Raw genomic sequence first — 21,194 nt, forward strand, 5'->3', positions numbered from 1 at the left:
ACGACTCGTTCCGAGTCCCTTCCGGCGTTCCGGTTCAACGTTCCATTTCTAGACGCGATTGCTCACATCCTGTTATTTCATCTGATTTGAAAACACGTCTAATTGTGCAGCGATCGTTTGAAACTCTTCGTAGTCGTCCATAAAGAGTTCGTTTTGCATGTCGCGTGTGACCATTTCACGAGGGAAGTAGAGGCGTTCGTCTCCACGAACCTTTCCAGAAATGGCTTCTACAATCGAGCTGACTTGAGAAAGCTCGACCATATTTCCGTTGCGTTCTACGAGTTCGATTTGTGTTCTTGGCTTAATAGAATCTGGACGATAGAAATCATATGGCAAATCGAAACTGTTGTTAATCGCAGTGTAATATTCAGGGTCAAACCCAACGGCTTCCACGATTTGTCTCATTCGGTCGACTTTTGCGCCATCATTGATGCGGTTAAATGGCACTGATTTAAATGGACGACGATTAATGAAACGGTCGGATAAGTCACTTAAAATCGCATCTTCTTCTAAGAGCCAGTGAGAGAAGTACGTATTTAATACACCGTCATCGAGGCGTAAGTAATCTTCCAATGTCCAAGTTCCTTCAAAGAAAGGTTTTAAGAATGTTGCAGAGTGTTTTAAAGGATTTGATTCTGAGTTGTAGCAAGCCGAAGCGCGTTTTAATAGGTGATTTAATACGACTTCCATCCCACGTGAAACGGGGTGGAAATATACTTGCATGTACATTTGATAACGACTCACGATGTAATCTTCCACCGCGTGCATTCCTGAATACGTAAATGCAATGCCGCCTTTATACGGACGAATTACACGGAGGATACGCGTAAGGTCAAAGGTTCCGTAATTTACCCCTGTGAAATAAGCATCACGAAGCAAGTAGTCCATACGGTCTGCATCGATTTGGCTTGAAATCAATTGCACCACTTGAGGATTTGGATGTGTTTTTTGAATCACGCTGGCCACTTCTTGTGGGAAAGTAGAAGAGACTTTACGTAAAATCTGGTTCACTTCGGTTCCTTCAGACAAGATGATATCAATAGTGATTTGTTCATGGTTTGTGTCGAAAATTTTCTCAAAGGTATGAGAGTATGGGCCATGTCCTACATCATGCAGTAAAGCTGCGCATAGCACTACGAGGCGATTACGATCGTCCCAAAGGCCATCTCCTTCTTCTTGAGTAGCGTAATTTCTGGCGAAATTATCGCAAATGCGTCGAGCGATTTCATACACTCCAAGAGAATGCGAGAATCTAGAATGTTCTGCAGTATGGAAAGTGTACATAGAGGCGCCCGTTTGTTTAATTCTGCGGAGTCGTTGTAATTCACGGCTGTTAATCAATTCCAGAATAATTGGATGTTGCACATGGATATAATCGTGAACAGGGTCACGAAATACTTTTTCACGTTTGAATGCTTCTGTCATTCGTTTTACTCCTTCTTTCGTTTAGATTGTGAAATGTTATCATAAGCACTTCCAGTGTATGCTATTTTCGGCGGAAATGCAAGAGGGTTTTGTTGAAAAAAGCCTTTATAACGCTATTTTTGAAGGGTCATTGTCTTTGAATAAATCGCTCAAGTGCTTTCTGGAATTCTGGAGTGAGAGTGAAGTCGATTTTTGTCTCTTCAAGAGAGCAACCCATCTGTGTTAATGCTTGTAAGACGCGAATTTGTACTTCTTCAATCGTGAGGGAGAGTCCTAAAGCATCTCCAATATTCCACATGCTATCGGCGTTTACCGTTGGAAAATGCCATTTGGTTTCTTGACCTTGGATCGCATGGTCATAAAAATCACGAACAACTTGACCGCGATAGTGTTGGTCTCCAAACACACTCAAGTAAATGGACACACAAACCACATCTTTTAACCTGCGTTGTGCAATCCCAGCAATTTTTCTTCCTTGAATGCTTAAATCATAATCGCCAGGGCAATAGGAATCACTGACTTCAAATGCATTGATTCCACCTAACGCGGTAGCTTCAGGGAAGCTTTGCTGAATTAATTGCTGCATCCACTCGTACGCTTGATTGATTGTAGGCATTTGTTCGTTTTTGAAAAGAAGGCTAATATTTAAGATCCCTTCGTTACTAACGACAGCAAGGCCTCCTGCTTGGCGGACAATGGGAGTAAATCCATGAAAGCGGAGTCGATCTAAGCCTTCCTCTAGAAATGGGACTTTTGTATCGGTCATTCCAAGAATAATAATATCTTCTAGTGTCCAAAAATGAACGAAAGGTCCCGTTTGCTCTTTCGTTAAATGGCGAATAATGGTTTCATCTAGAGCAAAAGGAGTCAAGATTTGTTCTAGTGAAGTGGTTTTTTCGATTTGAGTAGCGACCAGTTGAACGGTCTGGTGTTGAATTGGTGATGATGTCATAGGTTTCTCCTTTAGAGTTCTTCGTGTTTTATTATAACAAAAGTTCAGAATGGGGTCGTCCGATATGCCGTTTTTAAGCCGTTTCTTAGGAAATTATTAAGTAAAATTCAAGAATCTTAAAAATGACTAGCATAAATAGGTTTTTTTTTATAGGATAAAATTGAAAAAAGAACGAAAAGAGGGAATGCCCATGAAAATTTTAGTAGTAGATGATGATCGCGAAATCGTTGAACTATTAACCATTTATTTAAAAAATGAAAGCTATGAAATCGTAAAAGCATACGATGGAAAACAAGCTCTCGAAAAATTAAAAATGTATCCAGATATCGATATGATTATTTTGGATATTATGATGCCACGTCTAGACGGAATCTCAGTGGTTCATGAAGTGCGTAAAGAAAATGCGCAATTACCAATTCTTTTATTAAGTGCGAAGTCTACAGACATCGATAAGATTCAAGGATTAACCAATGGGGCGGATGATTACGTGACGAAACCATTTAACCCACTAGAAGTGATTGCCCGTGTGAAATCATTACTTCGCCGTTCGACCATTACTCAAGAAGGTCCAGCAAACGAAGAAATTACTATCGGACCATTAACAATCAAAAAAGAATCGCATCAAGTGACTACTTCTGATGGAAAAGAAATTCAATTAACGGTATTAGAATTTGGAATTTTATTCTTATTAGCGAGTCATCCAAACCGAGTATTTAGCGCTGATGAAATTTTTGAGACCGTATGGCAACAAGAAAGTATTGTTTCTACAAAAACAGTAATGGTACACGTAAGTCACTTGCGCGATAAAATTGCTGAAGCCACTGGAGGAGAAAAAGTCATCGAAACAGTATGGGGAGTAGGCTATAAAATTGAAGACAAATAAACAAAAGATTCTTCAAATTGGAAAAGCAAAAAACGAACCGACCATTCTTACACTGACGCGTAAAGAAATCAGTGAACTGGTTTTAGAGGGGATTGTCACTCTCTGTGTGGTATTCCTACTCTATCTAGGTATCTTAGTGATGATTAGTCAGTTAGTGAATGAGCCGGGAATCATTTCGATTCAGTTCTCAGCACGAGATGTGTTACAAATTGGCACGGATCAAATGCTGCTCTATAAAAATATCTTCACGATTACTTCCATTATTTTTGCGATTGCATTTACCTATTGGAGATTAATGCGAAGATATCAACAAATGCAATTGAATCATATTTTAGATGAACTGCATTTGATTGCGGAAGGACGATACGATAGACGAATTCCATTCCAGTTAAGTGGGGATATGGGACAAGTTGTGAATAGTATTAATCGTCTTGTAGATTCGACGGTGAACGCTCTAGAAGAAGAACGTGCTATCGAAAAGTCAAAAGATGAATTGATTACAAACGTCTCACATGATATCCGGACGCCATTGACGTCCATTCTTGGATACTTAGGCTTGATTGTGAATCAGCCCAAGATTGATACGGAGGATGCGAAGCGTTATGCAGAAATCGCATATTCAAAAGCCGAGCAAATGAAATTGCTTGTCGATGATTTGTTTGAATACACGACGAGTAGACCGAATGGGGCTCCATTGCGTCTGAACGATATTCCAATTGTGAATTTTCTTGAACAAATTGCAGCGGACTTTGAATTAGAAGCCCAAAAACGTCATATGGCAATCGAAGTGTCTTCAGAAAACCGTGACGTGGTGCTGGAATTAGATGCTGAGAAAATGGTACGTGTGATTAACAATCTGTTATCGAATGCCATTAAATACGGTCATGAAAATTCAACCATCTTAATGGAAGTGTTGAAGAAAGAGGGCGTCATTACCATCGCGGTTAGAAATGAAGGCGACCCGATTTCAAAAGAAGTATTGGATCAACTCTTTACAAGGTTCTATCGTGCAGAAGGCTCTCGTTCAAAAGAAACAGGTGGCACAGGTTTAGGGTTAGCGATTGCGGAAAACATTGTGCATTCTCATGGAGGAATCATGTTTGCCGAGTCGGAAAACGGACAAACGAGTTTCTATGTCTGTCTACCCACTGAAAACCAAGGATCTTTAAAAGAAATGACAAATCACAAATAAATACCGAGAAGGACGGCTACGTGCTTTCCTTTTCGGTTATTTTTATTCGCAAAAAAGCGAGAGAGTTGATACTATGACAAGAGACATTATGAGGGAGGAATCAAGATGAAACTAGCAACATGGAATGTGAATGGCATTCGTTCTGTTTTAAATAAAGGAGCGCTGCAAGAATATGTGTTAGAGAGCAATCCAGATATTTTATGCCTGCAAGAGACAAAAGCGCAACAAGACCAAGTAGAGTTGGGAATGGAATTTAGTGAATATGAGGTATTCTTCAATTCAGCAGTGAAAAAAGGATACTCGGGAACAGCCATTTTCACGAAAGAAAAACCTTTATCTGTAGAATATGGAATTGGAATAGAAGAGCATGACCAAGAAGGGCGTGTGATTACAGCAGAATACGAAAAGTTCTATTTAGTGACGGTATATACTCCAAATGCGAAACGTGACTTATCTCGCCTCGAGTATCGCCAAGTATGGGAAGATGACTTCCTTGCTTTTATCAAAAAACTAGAAGAAACAAAGCCTGTAATTTTCTGTGGGGACTTAAATGTGGCTCATAAAGAAATCGACTTGGCAAATCCAAAAACAAATACAATGAATGCAGGATTTACAAAAGAAGAACGTGCAAAATTCGATCAAGTCGTCAATAATGACTTGGTGGATGCGTTCCGTTACTTATATCCAGATACGCTAGGAGCCTACAGTTGGTGGAGTTACATGGGAGGAGCCCGTGCTCGAAATGTCGGATGGAGAATTGATTATTTTGTGATTTCACAACCGCTAACAGCCTTCCTTCAAGAAGTAAAAATTCGAAGCGATGTTACCGGAAGCGATCATTGTCCGGTAGAAATGAAAATCGAATTGTAGAACATTTGTTCGTGTTGCAAAAATTTGATACAATGGATGTATCAATTATAAAGAGGTATTCAAATGGCAAAAGACCATATTGTCGTGCATGGAGCACGATCTCATAATTTAAAAAACATTGATGTGAGTATTCCTCGTGATCAATTTGTCGTGATCACAGGATTATCGGGTTCAGGAAAAAGTTCGTTAGCCTTCGACACTTTATACGCTGAAGGACAACGCCGTTATGTGGAAAGTCTGTCTGCGTATGCGCGTCAATTTTTAGGGCAAATGGACAAACCTGATGTAGATAGTATCGATGGCTTAAGTCCGGCGATTGCTATCGACCAAAAAACGACATCTAGAAACCCACGTTCAACAGTGGGAACGGTCACAGAAATTAATGATTATTTACGTCTATTATATGCACGTGTTGGGAAACCAATCTGTCCAAATGATGGAACACCGATTGAAAGCCAATCTCTCGAACAGATGGTCAATCGTGTGATGGAAATGCCCGAAAAAACAAAAATTCAAGTGCTTGCTCCTGTTGTGGTTCAAAAGAAAGGGGAGCATAAAAAAGTCTTTGAAAAAATTCAGAAAGATGGATATGTACGTGTGCGCGTCGATGGCGAGATGCATGAAGTTACCGAAGAACTGAATTTAGAGAAGAACAAAAAGCATAATATCGAAATCGTTGTGGACCGTATCGTGGTGAGTGATAAGAGTCGTTCACGTCTATTCGATTCGATTGAAGCAGCTCTCCGTTTAGCGGAAGGGTATGCCATTGTCGATGTGATTGGTGGGGAAGAACATCTCTTTAGTGAACACCATTCATGTCCGATTTGTGGATTTACAGTTGGCGAATTAGAGCCACGTCTTTTCTCCTTTAATGCGCCATTTGGAGCCTGTCCGGAATGTGATGGTCTTGGATCAAAACTCGAAGTGGACTTGGAATTAATTGTTCCCGATAAGAGTTTGACATTGGAAGAAGGAGCGCTTGTTCCGTGGAATCCTATTAGCTCCAACTATTATCCATCGATGCTCAGCCAATTTTGTGAGCAATTTAAGATTCCGATGAATATTCCGTTTGAAAAATTGACACAATCTCAAGTCAATATGGTTCTGTATGGTTCCGGAGATGCTACTTTCCAATTCCATCATGAAAATGAATTTGGTGGAGTCCGAGATGTGGAAATCCCATTTGAAGGTGTGGCAGTGAATGTGGAACGTCGCTATCGTGAAACCAATAGTGATTTTACAAGAGAACAAATGCGCCAATATATGACGGAGTCCGCTTGTAAGACTTGTCATGGCTTCCGTTTAAACGAACAAGCCTTATCTGTCAAAGTAGGCGGAAAAAATATTAGCGAAGTTCTCTCTCTGTCTGTGGATGATGAGATTGATTTCTTCAAAGACTTAAACTTATCGGAGACAGATGAGCAAATCGCAGCTCCAATCTTAAAAGAAGTAAGTTCTCGTTTGAAATTCCTACGTAATGTTGGCTTGCAATATTTAACATTAAGCCGAGCTGCCGGAACTTTATCGGGGGGAGAAGCGCAACGGATTCGTTTAGCGACTCAAATCGGGTCAAACCTTTCGGGCGTTCTCTATATTTTAGATGAGCCTTCGATTGGGCTTCACCAACGCGACAATGACCGCTTAATAGAGTCATTGAAGAGCATGCGTGACCTAGGAAATACGCTGATTGTCGTAGAACACGACGAAGACACGATGCGTGCTGCGGACTACTTGATTGATATCGGTCCAGGTGCGGGTGAATTCGGTGGCGAGATTATCGCTGCAGGAACTCCAAAAGAAGTGGAGAAGAATCCAAAATCACTCACCGGTCAATATTTAGCTGGGAAAAAATATATTCCAGTTCCAAGCGAACGCCGCAGGGAAGATAAGGGTTGGATCCACTTAAAAGGCGCTGCGGAAAATAACTTACGCGGCATCGATGTGGATGTACCACTCGGTCGTTTTGTCGCTGTAACAGGAGTATCGGGTTCTGGAAAGAGCTCACTTGTGAACAGCGTATTGAAGAAAGCCTTAGCGCGTGAGATTACACGTGCGAAGGAAAAACCAGGGATGTTCAAGAGCATCTCTGGATTTGAGAGTCTTGATAAGATTATCGATATCGACCAAAGCCCAATCGGAAGAACCCCACGAAGCAACCCGGCTACGTATACGGGTGTATTCGATGATATTCGTGATTTATTTGCGACCACAAACGAAGCGAAAATCCGCGGATATAAGAAAGGACGCTTCAGTTTCAACGTGAAGGGTGGACGATGCGAGTCTTGTAAAGGGGACGGTATCCTGAAAATCGAGATGCACTTCCTACCAGACGTATATGTGCCGTGTGAAGTCTGCCACGGAACGCGCTATAACTCTGAAACGCTCGAAGTGAAATACAAAGGAAAGAGTATTGCGGATGTTCTTCAATTGACCGTTGATGAAGCAGTAGAATTCTTCCAAGCCGTTCCAAAAATCAAACGCAAATTACAAACGATTAAAGATGTAGGGTTAGGATACGTCACCCTTGGACAATCTGCTACAACGCTCTCTGGAGGAGAAGCGCAACGGATGAAGTTAGCCAGCGAGCTTCAACGTGTCTCAACAGGTAATACTTTCTACGTGCTTGATGAACCAACGACAGGACTACATACAGACGATATCGCACGTCTGCTTGAAGTGTTGAATCGTTTAGTTGAAGCCGGTAATACCGTGCTTGTCATCGAACATAACTTAGATGTGATTAAGACCGCTGACTATATCATTGATATGGGACCAGAAGGCGGTAGCGGTGGTGGTCTTGTTATTGCGACAGGAACGCCAGAAGAAGTGGCGAAAGATAAAAACAGCCACACAGGTCGTTATTTAAAACGCGCTTTAGAAGCAGCTGCCTCTCATAAAAAGAAGTAGAAATTTACGAGAGAGATAGTTTGAAGAAGTTAGTTATGCTATACTCAACATAGATCATTTCTCAGGGGGAAACTTGAATGAACATGAAAGAATTAGTCGGCAAGAAAGCCGCAGAATATGTAGAAAGTGGAATGACGGTTGGATTAGGAACTGGTTCAACAGCTTACTATTTTGTGGAAGAAATCGGTCGACGAGTAAAAGAAGAAGGACTTGAAATTGTTGGAGTAACGACTTCTTTAGCAACGAAGAAACAAGCAGAAGCGCTTGGAATTCCACTGAAGAGCGTGGATGAAGTAGATTATATTGATGTAACGATTGACGGCGCAGACGAAATCGCTCCTGATTTTTCAGGAATCAAAGGGGGCGGCGGTGCATTATTATTCGAAAAAATCGTAGCCGAGCAATCAAAGAGTGTGATTTGGATTGTAGACGAATCAAAAATGGTCGACTACTTAGGTCGTTTCCCATTACCAGTGGAAGTAGTGCCTTATGGTTCGCTTCAATTATTCAAACGTTTTGAAGCGCTAGGATACAAACCAACGTTCCGCGAACGTGACGGAGAACGCTACTTAACCGATAGCAAAAACTACATTATCGACTTGGATGTGTATCCAATTAAAGACCCAATCGCTTTCGGAGAAAAAATTAAAGGCATGACAGGTGTGGTAGAGCAAGGCCTCTTCACAAACATGACCGATATCGTGCTTGTAGGAACTCCTGATGGGGTTGTCGTAAAACAATTCTAAAAAATAACCCGCTTAGAGTCAGCGCAGATACGTGATTCTAAGCGGGTTTTGTTATAGTGTATTTATAATTTTTTGAATCTCTTCTTCAGATAATCCGGTGTGCTTTATGATTTCTGTGATAGGAAGATTCATTTTAAGAAATGCCAAAACTTGACCTTCTTTAAGGCCTGCTTCTCTAGCGGTCTCTTTGGCATATTCGATTGTTTTCCAATAGACTTCTTCGTATTTTTCCATTTGTTCCGCCATCTTCATTTCCTCCGAATCTAAATTATAGAAATCAACAACAGCATAAGCGTCTTGAATTTCTTTGGATGCTTTTGCCGTGATTGTACCATTTTTAAGGAAATTTCTCCACGAATCGTAAAAGTTGTCTCATTTTTTATACCTATTTACGACAAAAAAGAGGGAGGACATTTCAATTTGTGTAAGAAAAACAAGGCAGTTTGTGCTATACTAGTAAAGATTTAGTATTGAAAGGATCTGATGAAATGTCATCATTCATGGAAAAAAGAAAAGGGCTACTTTGTACTTTTGCTGTAGCAGTTGTCGCGGTTATACTTGGAGATTTATTCCCCGTGATTGGAAGTGCGGTATTTGCCATTATTTTAGGGATGGTCTTGAACCAATTTTGGAAAATCCCAAGTGATTTTAGACCTGGCATTAATTATTCAGCGAAAAAATTATTACATTACTCCATTATCGCGCTTGGATTTACAATGTCGTTTGCGCAAGTGAGCCAAACAGGTGCGTCATCGTTCCCAGTGACGATTGTGACGATTTCCATTGCATTTTTAACAGCATTATTTGTAGGGAACTTCTTCAAACTTTCTCGTCCATTGAAGATTCTTGTTGGATTCGGGACGGCGATTTGTGGGGGCTCCGCGATTGCTGCAGCTTCACCAATCATCAAGGCGGAAGACGATGAAGTAGCGTTGTCGATTTCAACCATCTTCCTTTTCAATGTAATGGCGGTATTCCTATTCCCATTCTTAGGACATATGATGGGTATGGACGCGTCTCAGTTCGGACTTTGGGCAGGAACAGCGATTAACGATACATCAAGCGTGGTCGCAGCCGGCGCAAGTTACAGTGCAGAAGCCCTAGAAATCGCAACGATTGTGAAACTGACTCGTGCGTTGATGATTGTTCCAGCGTGTATTGTGTTATCTTTAGTGGAAGCTCGTCGCATGAAACAAGAAGGACAAAGCGTTCAATGGAAGAAAATCGTGCCAATGTTTATCATCTGGTTTATGGTCGCTTCGATTATTACAAGCGTGGGCTTATTCCCAAGTTTCCTTGTACCATATGCAAAATTAGCGTCTAAATGGTTGATGGCGATGGCATTAGCCGGTATCGGAATGCAAGTATCCTTCAAACAATTCCAAGAAGCAGGGGCAAAACCAATCTTAACGGGTCTAGCAACTTGGTTTATGGTGGCTGTCTCTAGCTTAATCATGCAGTACTTCGTTTTATAGAAAGGACATCTCATGAAAAGATTATTAGGACTCGGGTTCTGGATTAGCGCCTTGTACTTTGTTTTATATACGAAACTCCCAGCGCTACAAGCCTTCGTGAACACACCAGTAGGACCGTATGTGCATGTCGCGATGGTCATTTTACTGATTGTGGGGATTTTCTTCTACGTACTGCGCATAATCCATTATTTATTTTTCCCGTAAACATAGAAAAGAGCTTAGGCATTGCCTAAGCTCTTTTTGTTTTAACTAACGTTGTGCAAGATGTTTCCAATCAATCCCGCGGGCATCACACCAGTTTTGGATGCTTGGTGCGACTACGATAGGAGCTTGTTGGAGACTAGAAATACTATCGGCACCGACAAGCGTTAAGATCGTTGTCAGTTGCTCTTTCCAGGTTTGGACCGTATGGATTGCGTCTGGAAGGGAGTCGTCTTTCCGTACGAGATGCAACATTTCACCAGACAATCCAACAAGGCTAGCTCCCAGCGCGAAGCATTTGGCCATGTCGAGTGGCGTCTTCACACCGCCAGAAGCGATGATTGGGGTGCGGCTTCCTTGGGCTTCCATGAGCGACGTCAAGGTCGTTTGGCCCCAGCCTTCTAGGAAATCGAGTTTATCTTCCTTGCGACGGCCGTTTTCGATTTTGGCGAAATTCGTACCGCCTGTACCGCTAATGTCGATGGCACTCACTCCGATACTCTCTAGTTGCGCGATGGCTTTGCGGCTAAATCCAAATCCGACTTCTTTGACGATGACGGGAACGGCACTTGTCTTGACGATTTCTTCGATATTTTTAAGCCAATTGCTAAAGACGCGGTCACCTTCTGGCATCACGAGTTCTTGTGCACGGTTGACGTGAATTTGAATCGCGTTGGCTTCGATGAGTTCGACAGCGCGTTTAGCAGCTTCAGCGTCGTAATGCGCACCGAGATTTGCGAAGAGGATACCGTTTGGATTTTCCTTGCGAATCACCTTGAAGCTTTCCGCACTTTCAGGAAATTTCATCGCGATACTCATTGAACCAGTGGCCATTGCCATGCCTGTTTCACGAGCCAAGATGGCTAAGCGCTGGTTTAACGCAGTCGTGAGTGGGCTACCACCCGTGATGGCGTTGATGAAGAATGGAACGTCAAAGGTGAGTCCAGCAAGCTTGGTCTGCAATGACACATCAGCCACATCAACGGTTGTGAAGGGATGATGTACGAAGCGCGTTTCCACGAATTCGGGAGCACTCGCCGCACGGTATTGCTGGTTCGCGTGACCCACATGTTCGTCCTTTCGATTCATTTGTTGTTGAAATAAATCCATCATTAATCTCCTTTACTAGGCTTCAGCGATGGTCAGCGGAAGCACTTGAATTTGAGCCTTGGCCCATTTGGTTTCAATTTGTTGTCGTTGAGCTTCGTTTTGTGTAAAGCAAATACCGCAATCGCCACCGCCAGCGCCTGAAGTTTTTGCGCAGGCACCAAACTGTTCTGCGAGGTCGCAAAGAGTTTGAAGTGCTGGGGTTTCAATTTCCAGCTGCATTACTTTTGCAAATTGATTTAAGAGTACACGGTTAGCACGGATGCCTTCTTGTAAGGCTGGGATGTCTTCATTTTTCCATGCACTTTGTAGGCCTTGAACGATGGCGTGACTCTTTTTGAGAAATTCCTTGTAAAAGGCGCTATCCGTTGCCACTTTCCGTTTCTTTTCAGTTGCTTGAATGAGTGAATCGGTGATAGCCACTTGCCCCGTCCATCCTACTAAAAGGGTGAAGTCTGGGATTTTTGGAAGACGAACGATGGTGAGGTCTTTCCAGTCGGAATCACAAATTTCTTTGATCGTTTGGCTTTGTAATTTTACGAGTAATTCGCTTCGATCTGGGCTTGTGTAATACACCATTCCTCTAAAAGAAGAGGCGGCGATATCTCCAAAGGATCCACGTTGGGATAGGCGAAGATTCGTTAAAACACTCAGCTTATAGACGAGTAGAGGCGTACGCGGAGTCTTGTAAAAATCAAGAACGGCTTGAATCGTTGCGACGACAACGGCACCACTCGAACCGAGTCCATATTTAATGCCACTCTTAGCGTCATCGAGTTCACTCGTAATCGAAAGCGAGTAGAGTGCGTTTGTTGGCGTGCCGCATTCCCGAACATATTGTTCTGCAACAAGAATCGCTTCTTCGACTAGTTTATAGGGATGTTCTCCTTTTGCTTGGAACAGTTCTCCTTCGCGAGTCCATTCCACAATCACGTCTGGATTTTGCGTAGAGGTTAGTGTTCCTACACTAGTAGTTACATCGATCGTAACTGTTAAATAGCGCGACACCGCTGCGACAATAGCGCCGTGACCTGGTTCGACAACCGCATATTCTCCAGCGATAAAGAGTTTACCTGGAGCTTTTGAAGTAATTGTCACGCGCTCACTTCCCTTCGAAAGCTGCACGAGAAGTGTTCCATTCGTCTTCCGTTAGCGTGCGAATGCCTTCTCCTGGAAGCGTAGGGATGAGTTTTTCACTCGGGAATACTTTGCCGAGCTCTTCCAGAATCGCAGGAATATCACTTGCCTTGCAGATGACTTTGACGTTTGGACCAGCATCCATCGTGAAGTAGGCCGGAATACCTCGTTCTTCTCGAATCGTGCGAATCGTTTGTTGGGCGATAATACTCTCCGGTTCAAAATAACAGAATGGAGGGTTACTTGCTAGCATCGTAGCGTGCATTTTCATGCCATTAAATTCCGCAATAGAGCCGATGCGATGAATGTCGCGGTCCTTGATGGCCTCTTTGATATCGGCTAAATCGGTTGCCGCTGAAGTGACCCAACCTTCGTAAAATGGAGAAGTAGAAACGGTCAATTCCATGCCGGCACGACTTGAAATCTTCTTCTCGGCCGCGCTCACGACGATAATAATCATCCCGATGTCAAAGTTTGCATCGTCCACGGGAATCGCCATGCTGTTCTCGTTGGAGTCTCCCTTATTCCATTCGACAAATCCGCCAAAGAGACTACGAGTTGCGCTACCGCTCCCACGACGCGCGTAAGTCGATAATTGTTGGGCAGGCATATGAAGACCAGTAGCCTCGTTCATTGCCCCAGCCAGTGCAGCAAAGGCGGAAGCAGAGCTCGCAAGACCTGCTGCAGTTGGGACAAAGTTTAGGCTTTCGACACGAGCACGACGCGTATCTCCCGTTTCAGCGCGGAATAAGTCTAAGAAGCGCGTGATTTTAGCGGTCGCTGCTTCGTCTTGTTTGGCGCCATTAAGATAGAACTCGTCTTCAGCTAACGCATCTGAAAGTTCGACTTTTGTATCGGTATAGAAAGCTTCAAGAGTTAAAGAGAGGCTACTATTCATCGGAATGAAAAGCTCCTTATTTTCTTTTCCCCAATATTTAATGAGCGCGATATTCGTATGCGCACGCGTAATTCCAATCGATGTGGTCATTAGCTCTTCTCCTTTTTGGCGAGCGACTGAATCCAGACCGCTTGCGCTCCTTTTTTCATGAATTGTTCTTGTAAATGAAGGGCGTCGGTCTCTGTAGCTACAAGGGCAATCATACAACCACCTAAGCCACCACCTGTGACTTTTGCCCCGAGTGCATGATTTTCGTGAGCTGTACTGACGAGGGCTTCAATGATATCATGCGAAACCCCTAATTTTTTAAGGCGGTCGTGATTTGAATTCATCAGCTGGCCGAGTTTTAGAGGGTCTTTTGTTTCGATAGCGGTCTTAGTATCTTGAACGATAGCGCCAATCGACTGAACTGCGTCTGAACCAGTTTCGTTAGTGGTAGGGTCGATGATGCGCTCTTGCAAAGTACTTACATGATGGACCGCTTGCTTCGTATTCCCGGTGACGCCTGAATCCGCAATGACGAGATACGCTGGCATATCCAGCTCAAGCGTTTGAAGTTCTTGTTCCTTTTGGAAAAAGACCGGACGAGTGCCGCTTGTTGTAGCTGTATCGACACCGCTTGGATTGCCATGCGAAATGGTTTCAGCTCCCTGTACGATGTCCCATAAAGTGGCATCGGATAAAGGCGTATTGAAAAAATCAAAAATGGCACGCACGACCGCCACACTTACTGCAGCGCTGGATCCCATGCCTCGTTCCGCTGGAATCGTTGACTCGATGGAGAGGACAAAAGCATGACTCGTGACTTCTTTTGAAGAGGCAAGTAAAAATGCTTTTTGAATCGCAAACTGCAATCCTGCCATTGAAGCGGGCATGCTTTGAAGGTCCCCTGAATATAATTCGCATTCGATCGTTTGCCCTTTGGTTGCAGTGACGATATCGGCTTTCACAAACACCGCATTAATGGGTAGTGCAATGGCTGGTTTATGATAGACGACAGCATGTTCACCGGCTAAAATGATTTTTCCATTGGCGAGGCCTGTTCCCTTTTGTAGTTTCATACGACATCCCTTTCTTCGTTTTCAATTCACATTCTACTAGATTCGTTACTCTTCATAAACAAGCATGCTGATTTCATGGGAAAAACTTAAGATTATAAAGAAATGAATCATAGAAACAGTGTGCTACTTATGGTACAATTCAAGAATAGTAAACCTGTAACTGAAGGAGACGAATCCGTTGAGAGAAAACGAGACGTATTATCAGATTCTAAGAAGTGAGTGGAGCCAATATAAAGGCATGCATCCATTCACGATGACAAGCGCGGAACTTGCGCACTTAACGTCATTAAATGACCGCATTTCCCTACAGGACGTGCAAGAAGTGTATGTGCCGATGCTGGATTATTTTGATGTATATTTTAAAAAACATATTGAATTACATACCGAGGAGCAACAATTCCTGAATCAACAGAAGAAAACCGTGCCGTTTATTATCGGGGTTTCAGGAAGTGTGGCTGTCGGAAAGAGTACAACGGCTCGTTTAATGCAAACGATGCTACAACAACGCTACCCAAATAAACGAGTGGCGCTGATGACAACGGATGGATTCTTGCTTCCAACAAAAGAATTAATTCAGCGTGGCATCTTGGATCGTAAAGGATTCCCGGAAAGTTACGACATGGAAGCTCTCGTTCATTTCTTACTCGAAGTGAAGACCGGAAATCCAAGCGTGGCTGCGCCGGTGTATTCGCATGAGATTTACGATATTATGCCAGGGGAAGTGCAGACGATTGAGTCGCCCGACATCTTGATTGTAGAGGGGATTAATGTGTTGCAACTGCCGCCCAATCGTGAAATTTACGTGAGTGATTTCTTCGACTGGTCGATTTTCGTAGATGCCGATGCCACGCTGATTGAGCAATGGTACTTGGAGCGTTTCGAATTGTTGATGGACCGTGCGAAATCACAGCCAGATAACTATTACTATCAATATGCGATTGGGAATCGTGCGGATGCGATTGCGATGGCGAAAGATGTGTGGAAGAAGACTAACCTGAAGAACCTTAAAGAATACATCTTACCAACGAAAACCCGCGCCGACTTCATCCTCCATAAAACAGTGGGACATCACATTGATTTTGTGCAAATTAAAAAATATTAGGTACATCGATTACTTAAAATCCTTGCGGATTTTTTTATAATCACTGTAATGGGGCACCGGATTGAGCCTACGTCTCAACCTCTACCAAGCTTCAAACTGACTCTACGGGTTTCACCCTAGAGTCAGTAATTCACATTGGTTGCTATCCCCCATTACTGCGATTATAAAATCCGCTTGATTTTTCGTAATCGATTATTTTTTTACAAAAAATTGTGCCACTGTTTTAGTAGGTGAAGCGGTACGGGATTCTTAGTAAGAGTACGGGGAATCGTAAGAAAGAGTACATCTATGTTCATTGCAAAAATAAAATGTAAAAACCTCTTGACATTTTTAGGTAGGAGAGTATAATTTTAAATGTAAAGAGCTCTTGACATTATTACGAAAATTTGGAGGAACAAAGCCATGAAAAAGATGGATGAAATGGACAGAGATATTCAGTTGCGTTCTGAGGCGTGGGGCTATAAAACAGCGCTTTTGGGTTTATGTGCATGGACAGGATTTAATATCTATCAAGCACTTGTTAGTGGTGGCAAACTTGAAATGCTACCTTGCTTGATTTTGCTCTTATCTGTAAGTGTGCAAGGATTTGCTCAAACCGCAATGAAACGCAATATGATTGCTGGTGATGAAGAGTATAAAGAACCAAATAAACTTGTTCAAGGAGTCATTCTAGCAGTTGTCGCTGTTATCGTGGTATTGGCTGTTGGCGTGTATTTTTTCCAGAAAGCGTGATGGCATATGAAAAATAATATAAAACAGCTAAGAAAAGCAGCAGGATTGCGACAAGAGGATATGGCAAAAACATTGGGTGTAAGCAGACAGACCATTATTGCCATTGAGAATGATAAATATAATCCTACCCTTGAACTTGCAATGAAGATTGCAAGGTTACTCCAGCTCAATGTTGAAGAGATTTTTGTGTTAGAGGACTAAAAAGACATAACTGAATACTCAATAAATGAAGAGAGATTCCTATTTGTGGGGGAATCTCTTTTTTTGTAAAATCCTTAAAAATCCTGTTTAAAACGCGGAATAGTAGTGGTAAAATGTAGGTGAAAAATTGTAGCTTATAGTATGGTTTCTTTAATAATGAGGTGAGAACATGTACTTAAAAAGTGATCAAAAAAAACATCAAAAAATACCGACTTATGGAGCAGCGCCTTACATATACATAACTATCCTTGTGCCGAATTTGACGGGTTTGCTGCTGAGTCAGTCAGTGCTCGAGAGCGGACTGTTAAAGGGTGGCTTTAAAGATTTGTTTTATCTGATTGGCTTCCTCTTAATGTTCGTTGCAGCGAGAATTCAGTGGCTCAGCGGGGTGAAGTCGTTTATTAGCACAAGTATCCAAACTAGCGAACTCAAGACAACAGGAATTTACGCGCGCACTCGCAATCCAATTTACTTTTCGTGGTGGCTCAGCAGCATCGGGATTACCCTAACCATCCATAATGTGTGGTTACTACTTCTTATTCCGATTCAGTGGGTGTTATTAACCGTCGTGATTCGTATTACCGATGAAAAATGGCTCTACGAACTGCACGGAGAAGCCTATAAGGACTATTGCGCGAGAGTGAATCGATGGATTCCGATTAAGAAAATTAAGTAACCAAACTAAACATATTTGTAGAAGGTTCCTGAACTTCATCCAATAGCATGTCTAATGGATGGAGTTTTTTTGGGTTCTAATTAAATCTGAAATGAAATATCCGAAAAGTACTTTTAGAAACATCTAAAGATAAGCTATAAAAGGCAGTGAGTTATAATTAAAAAAATATTTTGCAATAAGTGTTGACTATAACATTGTGTCATGGTTTAGAATGTAAATTGTTAGGAGGTAGATACATGTACATGATAAAAAAAGCAAGTGAGATTAGTGGTGTGTCAGTACGAATGTTGCACCATTATGATGAGATTGGGTTATTATCTCCCCAAAAATCAGAGAATGGATATAGGTGTTATACCGAAGAAGATATGGCATGTTTACAAACCATACTCTTTTACAAATATTTAGGATTTCCAATTAAAAAAATTAAATCACTAATGGCAAAAGATGATACCGAACTACTAACTCACTTGAAAAGACAGTTGACCTTAATGCAAAAGGAAAACGAGAGACTCTTAACATTGATGGAAACATTACGGAAAACGATTGATTATGAAGAAAGGAAAATTACAATGTCAACAAAAGAAAAATTTAATGGGTTTACATACCAAGATAATCAAAAATACAAGCAAACTGCAATCGATATGTACGGGAAGGAAGTTATTGAAGAAGCCATTGAAAAACAAAAGGGAAAGGAACAAGAATTGACGGATGGTTTTAATGAAATATTCTTCGCTTTCTCTGAAAATAGGTCAAATGGAATGAGCGCAACATCTAAAGAAAATATAGATTTAGCAGAGAAACTTCATAAACATATTTGCAAATACTCGTTCGAATGCCCAATCGATGTATTTTCAAACATTGGGTATGGATATGTTCAAAATGCAGAATTTAAAAACAACTTAGATCAATTCGGTGATGGAACAGCACAGTATATATGCGATGCCATTCAGGAATATGTGAAAGAAAAATAGGATAAAAAATCATTAACAAGAAACAGTAAATCAAAAGAGGATTTACTGTTTTTTGTTTTTTAATGCAACCTTGGATTGGTCACGAATCAAAAAGCTTCGCAGTCTGATAATAGAAAACAAGCCTCCTTAGTGAAGTTTCGTATGTGGTCTGTAAACAACATTGAAAGAACTAAGGAGGTTTTGTCAAAAGAGTTACCGATGATGTGCACTGTTAAGCGTATACGGAAAGAGACGGTAAGCCCCTTTTCTTTTTTTGTAAAAAAGAAAAGTAGCATATATGCTACTTTTCAAAAATTAAAAACACAATTTTTAAACAGAGTGTCAACACTTAGAAACGTTGATGTGACAATGTTTCTGGAAGGAGAGAGTAGCGAGTGTACACGTTATATACTAATTTATATATTTTCATGAAAGCTTGGTGTGACGCGGAAAATGGGGTTAAAAAATCCGAACAAAAATTTCTGTTTTTTAAGTAATTTTCGGGCTTTTCTGTTACAATGAAAAAGAACTAAAACTAAGGAGGCCTCTTATGACAGCTCAAACCACTTCATTAGAAAAGATTATCGTGCTCGACTTCGGAAGTCAGTACAACCAGTTGATTACGCGCCGTATTCGTGAATTCGGTGTGTTCAGCGAGTTGCTACACAACGACATTACAGCCGAAGAAATTAAGGCACGTGGCAACGTAAAAGGGATTATTTTCTCAGGGGGACCACATAGCGTTTATGCAGAGGATGCTTTTACCGTGGATCCTGCGATTTTTGAATTGGGAATTCCAGTGCTTGGGATTTGCTACGGGATGCAACTGACAACGCATCTGTTCGGTGGGAAGGTAGAATCGTCTACAACGCGTGAATATGGTTCTGCGAAAGTCGATGTTTTCAACACGACTTCAGGCATTTTCAAAGGGTTAGCTGAAGAGGAAGAGGTACTCATGAGCCACGGCGACCGTATTACTGCGATTCCGGAAGGCTTCAGCGTGACGGCTTCGAATGCGCACACGCCATTTGCGGCTTTTGAAAACCAAGAACGTCGCATCTACGGCGTACAGTTCCACCCAGAAGTGCGCCACAGTATTCACGGGAACGACATGCTTCGTAACTTCGTGTTCGATATTTGTGGGGCAACAGGTGACTGGTCAATGGACAGCTTTATTGAAATGGAAATTGCGAAGATTCGCGAAAAAGTAGGCGATAAGAAAGTCCTACTTGGGCTATCTGGTGGAGTTGACTCTAGTGTGGTTGGAGTTCTCTTGCAAAAAGCAATCGGCGACCAACTCATCTGTATTTTCGTAGACCACGGCTTGCTTCGTAAAGGGGAAGGCGACCAAGTGATGGAGAGCCTTTCTGGTAAATTTGGCCTCAATATTATTCGCGTGAACGCTCAGGAACGTTTCCTATCGAAACTAAAAGGCGTGAACGACCCTGAACAAAAACGAAAAATCATCGGAAATGAGTTTGTGTACGTATTCGACGACGAAGCAGCAAAACTCACAGACGTGGATTTCCTTGCGCAAGGAACGCTCTATACAGACATCATCGAATCCGGAACGAAAACCGCGCAAACGATCAAGTCTCACCATAACGTAGGGGGACTTCCAGAGGATATGCAATTCGAACTGATCGAACCGCTGAACACGCTCTTCAAAGATGAAGTGCGCGCTTTGGGAACAGCGCTTGGCATGCCAGACTCTATCGTATGGCGCCAACCATTCCCAGGACCAGGGCTTGGAATCCGCGTTCTTGGGGAAGTGACCGAAGAAAAACTTGAAATCGTCCGCGAATCTGATGCCATCTTACGAGAAGAAATCGCCAAAAACGGCCTAGAACGAGACGTATGGCAATACTTCACGGTTCTTCCAGGAATCCGCAGCGTAGGGGTGATGGGAGACGGCAGAACGTACGACTACACAATCGGAATCCGTGCCGTAACGAGTATCGACGGCATGACCAGTGACTTCGCTCGCCTTCCTTGGGAAGTGCTTCAAACCATCAGCGCCCGCATCGTCAATGAAGTAGCCCACGTCAACCGCGTCGTCTACGACATCACGAGCAAACCGCCGGCTACGATTGAGTGGGAATGATTTATAAACATGATTTGAAGTGAAATGGTTGTTTTAACAGCACTTTCGGTTATTATAAAAGGTTAAAAATCAATCAAAATCGATTGGTTCCCCACCAAAAACCCCACCAGAATTTTCGGGACTGACCCCAAAAAGTGAGAATTTAATAAAAACACCCTAGGGCTACCGTCTCCGGTATTCAACCGGAGACAGGTAGTCCAATTTTTGTTGGATTCTATTTTCATTATAATATTTGATGTAATTTTCTACAATTTGAATTACAATAGAAGATGAAGTTATTACTTCATCTTTTATGTAGAAATCTTCGCACTTTAGCGAAGAATGGAAGCTTTCGATAGGTGCATTATCTGCGGGTGTCCCCTTACGGGACATACTGCGGATAATGTTTTTTTCTTTACATAAATTGTAATATTCAGCAGAAGTATAAACGCTGCCTTGATCACTATGTAATAGAACATCCTTAGGTAAATCAATTTGATTTAAAGTATCCAATACAAACTTTGTATCTTGTTTTGAACCAATTGTATAAGCAAGGATTTCCCCATTATGTAAATCCATAATGGAAGATAAATATA

The 21,194-nt window shown here is 42.0% G+C and carries 20 protein-coding genes; 12 read left to right on the forward strand and 8 right to left on the reverse strand.

Annotated elements, in window-relative coordinates:
• Positions 1-72: 72 nt before the first annotated feature.
• Positions 73-1,425 carry an HD domain-containing protein gene (locus tag HMPREF3106_RS00610; protein ID WP_070443749.1) on the reverse strand — a complete coding sequence of 451 codons (1,353 nt, stop codon included), beginning with the start codon at positions 1,423-1,425 and terminating at the stop codon, positions 73-75.
• A gap of 127 nt (positions 1,426-1,552) precedes the next feature.
• Positions 1,553-2,377 carry a lipoate--protein ligase family protein gene (locus HMPREF3106_RS00615; protein WP_083281556.1) on the reverse strand — a complete coding sequence of 275 codons (825 nt, stop codon included), beginning with the start codon at positions 2,375-2,377 and terminating at the stop codon, positions 1,553-1,555.
• A gap of 190 nt (positions 2,378-2,567) precedes the next feature.
• Between HMPREF3106_RS00615 and HMPREF3106_RS00620 the strand changes: the two genes are divergently transcribed.
• The 5 genes from HMPREF3106_RS00620 (at position 2,568) to rpiA (ending at position 8,975) form a co-directional block, all read left to right on the forward strand.
• A complete protein-coding gene (locus tag HMPREF3106_RS00620) occupies positions 2,568-3,260 on the forward strand; it encodes a response regulator transcription factor (RefSeq protein ID WP_039849301.1) in 693 nt (230 codons plus the stop codon).
• Positions 3,247-4,452, forward strand: coding sequence for a sensor histidine kinase (locus tag HMPREF3106_RS00625; RefSeq protein WP_005608026.1), 1,206 nt, complete (start codon positions 3,247-3,249; stop codon positions 4,450-4,452). The genes HMPREF3106_RS00620 and HMPREF3106_RS00625 overlap by 14 nt, the downstream gene beginning before the upstream one ends.
• A 105-nt stretch (positions 4,453-4,557) precedes the next feature.
• Positions 4,558-5,322 (forward strand): exodeoxyribonuclease III, encoded by a 765-nt coding sequence (locus HMPREF3106_RS00630; protein ID WP_005608024.1) that lies wholly within the window; start codon positions 4,558-4,560, stop codon positions 5,320-5,322.
• A gap of 63 nt (positions 5,323-5,385) precedes the next feature.
• Positions 5,386-8,229: an excinuclease ABC subunit UvrA gene (uvrA, locus tag HMPREF3106_RS00635; protein ID WP_070443752.1), complete on the forward strand. Its 2,844-nt coding sequence runs from the start codon at positions 5,386-5,388 to the stop codon at positions 8,227-8,229.
• A 77-nt stretch (positions 8,230-8,306) separates the two neighbouring features.
• Positions 8,307-8,975, forward strand: coding sequence for a ribose-5-phosphate isomerase RpiA (gene rpiA, locus HMPREF3106_RS00640; protein WP_005608021.1), 669 nt, complete (start codon positions 8,307-8,309; stop codon positions 8,973-8,975).
• A 51-nt stretch (positions 8,976-9,026) separates the two neighbouring features.
• Here rpiA and HMPREF3106_RS09590 read toward each other — a convergent pair whose 3' ends face one another.
• On the reverse strand, positions 9,027-9,221 hold the full coding sequence (locus HMPREF3106_RS09590; protein ID WP_210384817.1) for a hypothetical protein: 195 nt from the start codon (positions 9,219-9,221) through the stop codon (positions 9,027-9,029).
• Between the two features lie 242 nt (positions 9,222-9,463).
• Between HMPREF3106_RS09590 and HMPREF3106_RS00650 the strand changes: the two genes are divergently transcribed.
• Positions 9,464-10,450, forward strand: a complete 987-nt coding sequence (locus HMPREF3106_RS00650; RefSeq protein WP_246827482.1) for a YeiH family protein — start codon at positions 9,464-9,466, stop codon at positions 10,448-10,450.
• A 249-nt stretch (positions 10,451-10,699) separates the two neighbouring features.
• Here HMPREF3106_RS00650 and fni read toward each other — a convergent pair whose 3' ends face one another.
• From fni to mvk, 4 genes are read right to left on the reverse strand one after another with little or no spacing between them, the layout of a single operon-like run.
• On the reverse strand, positions 10,700-11,764 hold the full coding sequence (fni, locus tag HMPREF3106_RS00655) for a type 2 isopentenyl-diphosphate Delta-isomerase (protein ID WP_070443755.1): 1,065 nt from the start codon (positions 11,762-11,764) through the stop codon (positions 10,700-10,702).
• 12 nt (positions 11,765-11,776) lie between these two features.
• Positions 11,777-12,856, reverse strand: a complete 1,080-nt coding sequence (locus HMPREF3106_RS00660; RefSeq protein WP_070443758.1) for a phosphomevalonate kinase — start codon at positions 12,854-12,856, stop codon at positions 11,777-11,779.
• A 4-nt stretch (positions 12,857-12,860) separates the two neighbouring features.
• A complete protein-coding gene (mvaD, locus tag HMPREF3106_RS00665; protein ID WP_070443761.1) occupies positions 12,861-13,883 on the reverse strand; it encodes a diphosphomevalonate decarboxylase in 1,023 nt (340 codons plus the stop codon).
• On the reverse strand, positions 13,883-14,854 hold the full coding sequence (gene mvk / locus HMPREF3106_RS00670; RefSeq protein ID WP_070443764.1) for a mevalonate kinase: 972 nt from the start codon (positions 14,852-14,854) through the stop codon (positions 13,883-13,885). The genes mvaD and mvk overlap by 1 nt, the downstream gene beginning before the upstream one ends.
• Positions 14,855-15,032: 178 nt before the next feature.
• On the opposite strand from mvk, the gene coaA reads away from it, so the two are divergent.
• From coaA to guaA, 6 genes are all read left to right on the forward strand, one after another.
• On the forward strand, positions 15,033-15,956 hold the full coding sequence (coaA, locus tag HMPREF3106_RS00675; protein ID WP_070443767.1) for a type I pantothenate kinase: 924 nt from the start codon (positions 15,033-15,035) through the stop codon (positions 15,954-15,956).
• Positions 15,957-16,358: 402 nt separating this feature from the next.
• Positions 16,359-16,688, forward strand: coding sequence for a hypothetical protein (locus tag HMPREF3106_RS00680; RefSeq protein ID WP_005607999.1), 330 nt, complete (start codon positions 16,359-16,361; stop codon positions 16,686-16,688).
• Positions 16,689-16,694: 6 nt separating this feature from the next.
• Positions 16,695-16,889 carry a helix-turn-helix transcriptional regulator gene (locus tag HMPREF3106_RS00685; protein ID WP_005607997.1) on the forward strand — a complete coding sequence of 65 codons (195 nt, stop codon included), beginning with the start codon at positions 16,695-16,697 and terminating at the stop codon, positions 16,887-16,889.
• Between the two features lie 325 nt (positions 16,890-17,214).
• Entirely contained in the window at positions 17,215-17,565 is a 351-nt protein-coding gene (locus tag HMPREF3106_RS00690; RefSeq protein ID WP_160313172.1) for a methyltransferase family protein, read from the forward strand.
• A gap of 236 nt (positions 17,566-17,801) precedes the next feature.
• Complete coding sequence (locus HMPREF3106_RS00695) at positions 17,802-18,536, forward strand: MerR family transcriptional regulator (protein ID WP_049554761.1); 735 nt, start codon at positions 17,802-17,804, stop codon at positions 18,534-18,536.
• Between the two features lie 529 nt (positions 18,537-19,065).
• Positions 19,066-20,619, forward strand: a complete 1,554-nt coding sequence (gene guaA, locus HMPREF3106_RS00705) for a glutamine-hydrolyzing GMP synthase (protein ID WP_049554759.1) — start codon at positions 19,066-19,068, stop codon at positions 20,617-20,619.
• A 162-nt stretch (positions 20,620-20,781) separates the two neighbouring features.
• Here guaA and HMPREF3106_RS09615 read toward each other — a convergent pair.
• Positions 20,782-21,194, reverse strand: a 413-nt coding sequence (locus tag HMPREF3106_RS09615) for a DDE-type integrase/transposase/recombinase (protein WP_246827483.1), incomplete at its 5' end; no start/stop codon positions are given.

Source organism: Granulicatella sp. HMSC31F03, assembly GCF_001807725.1.
Taxonomy (GTDB): Bacteria; Bacillota; Bacilli; order Lactobacillales; family Aerococcaceae; genus Granulicatella; species Granulicatella adiacens.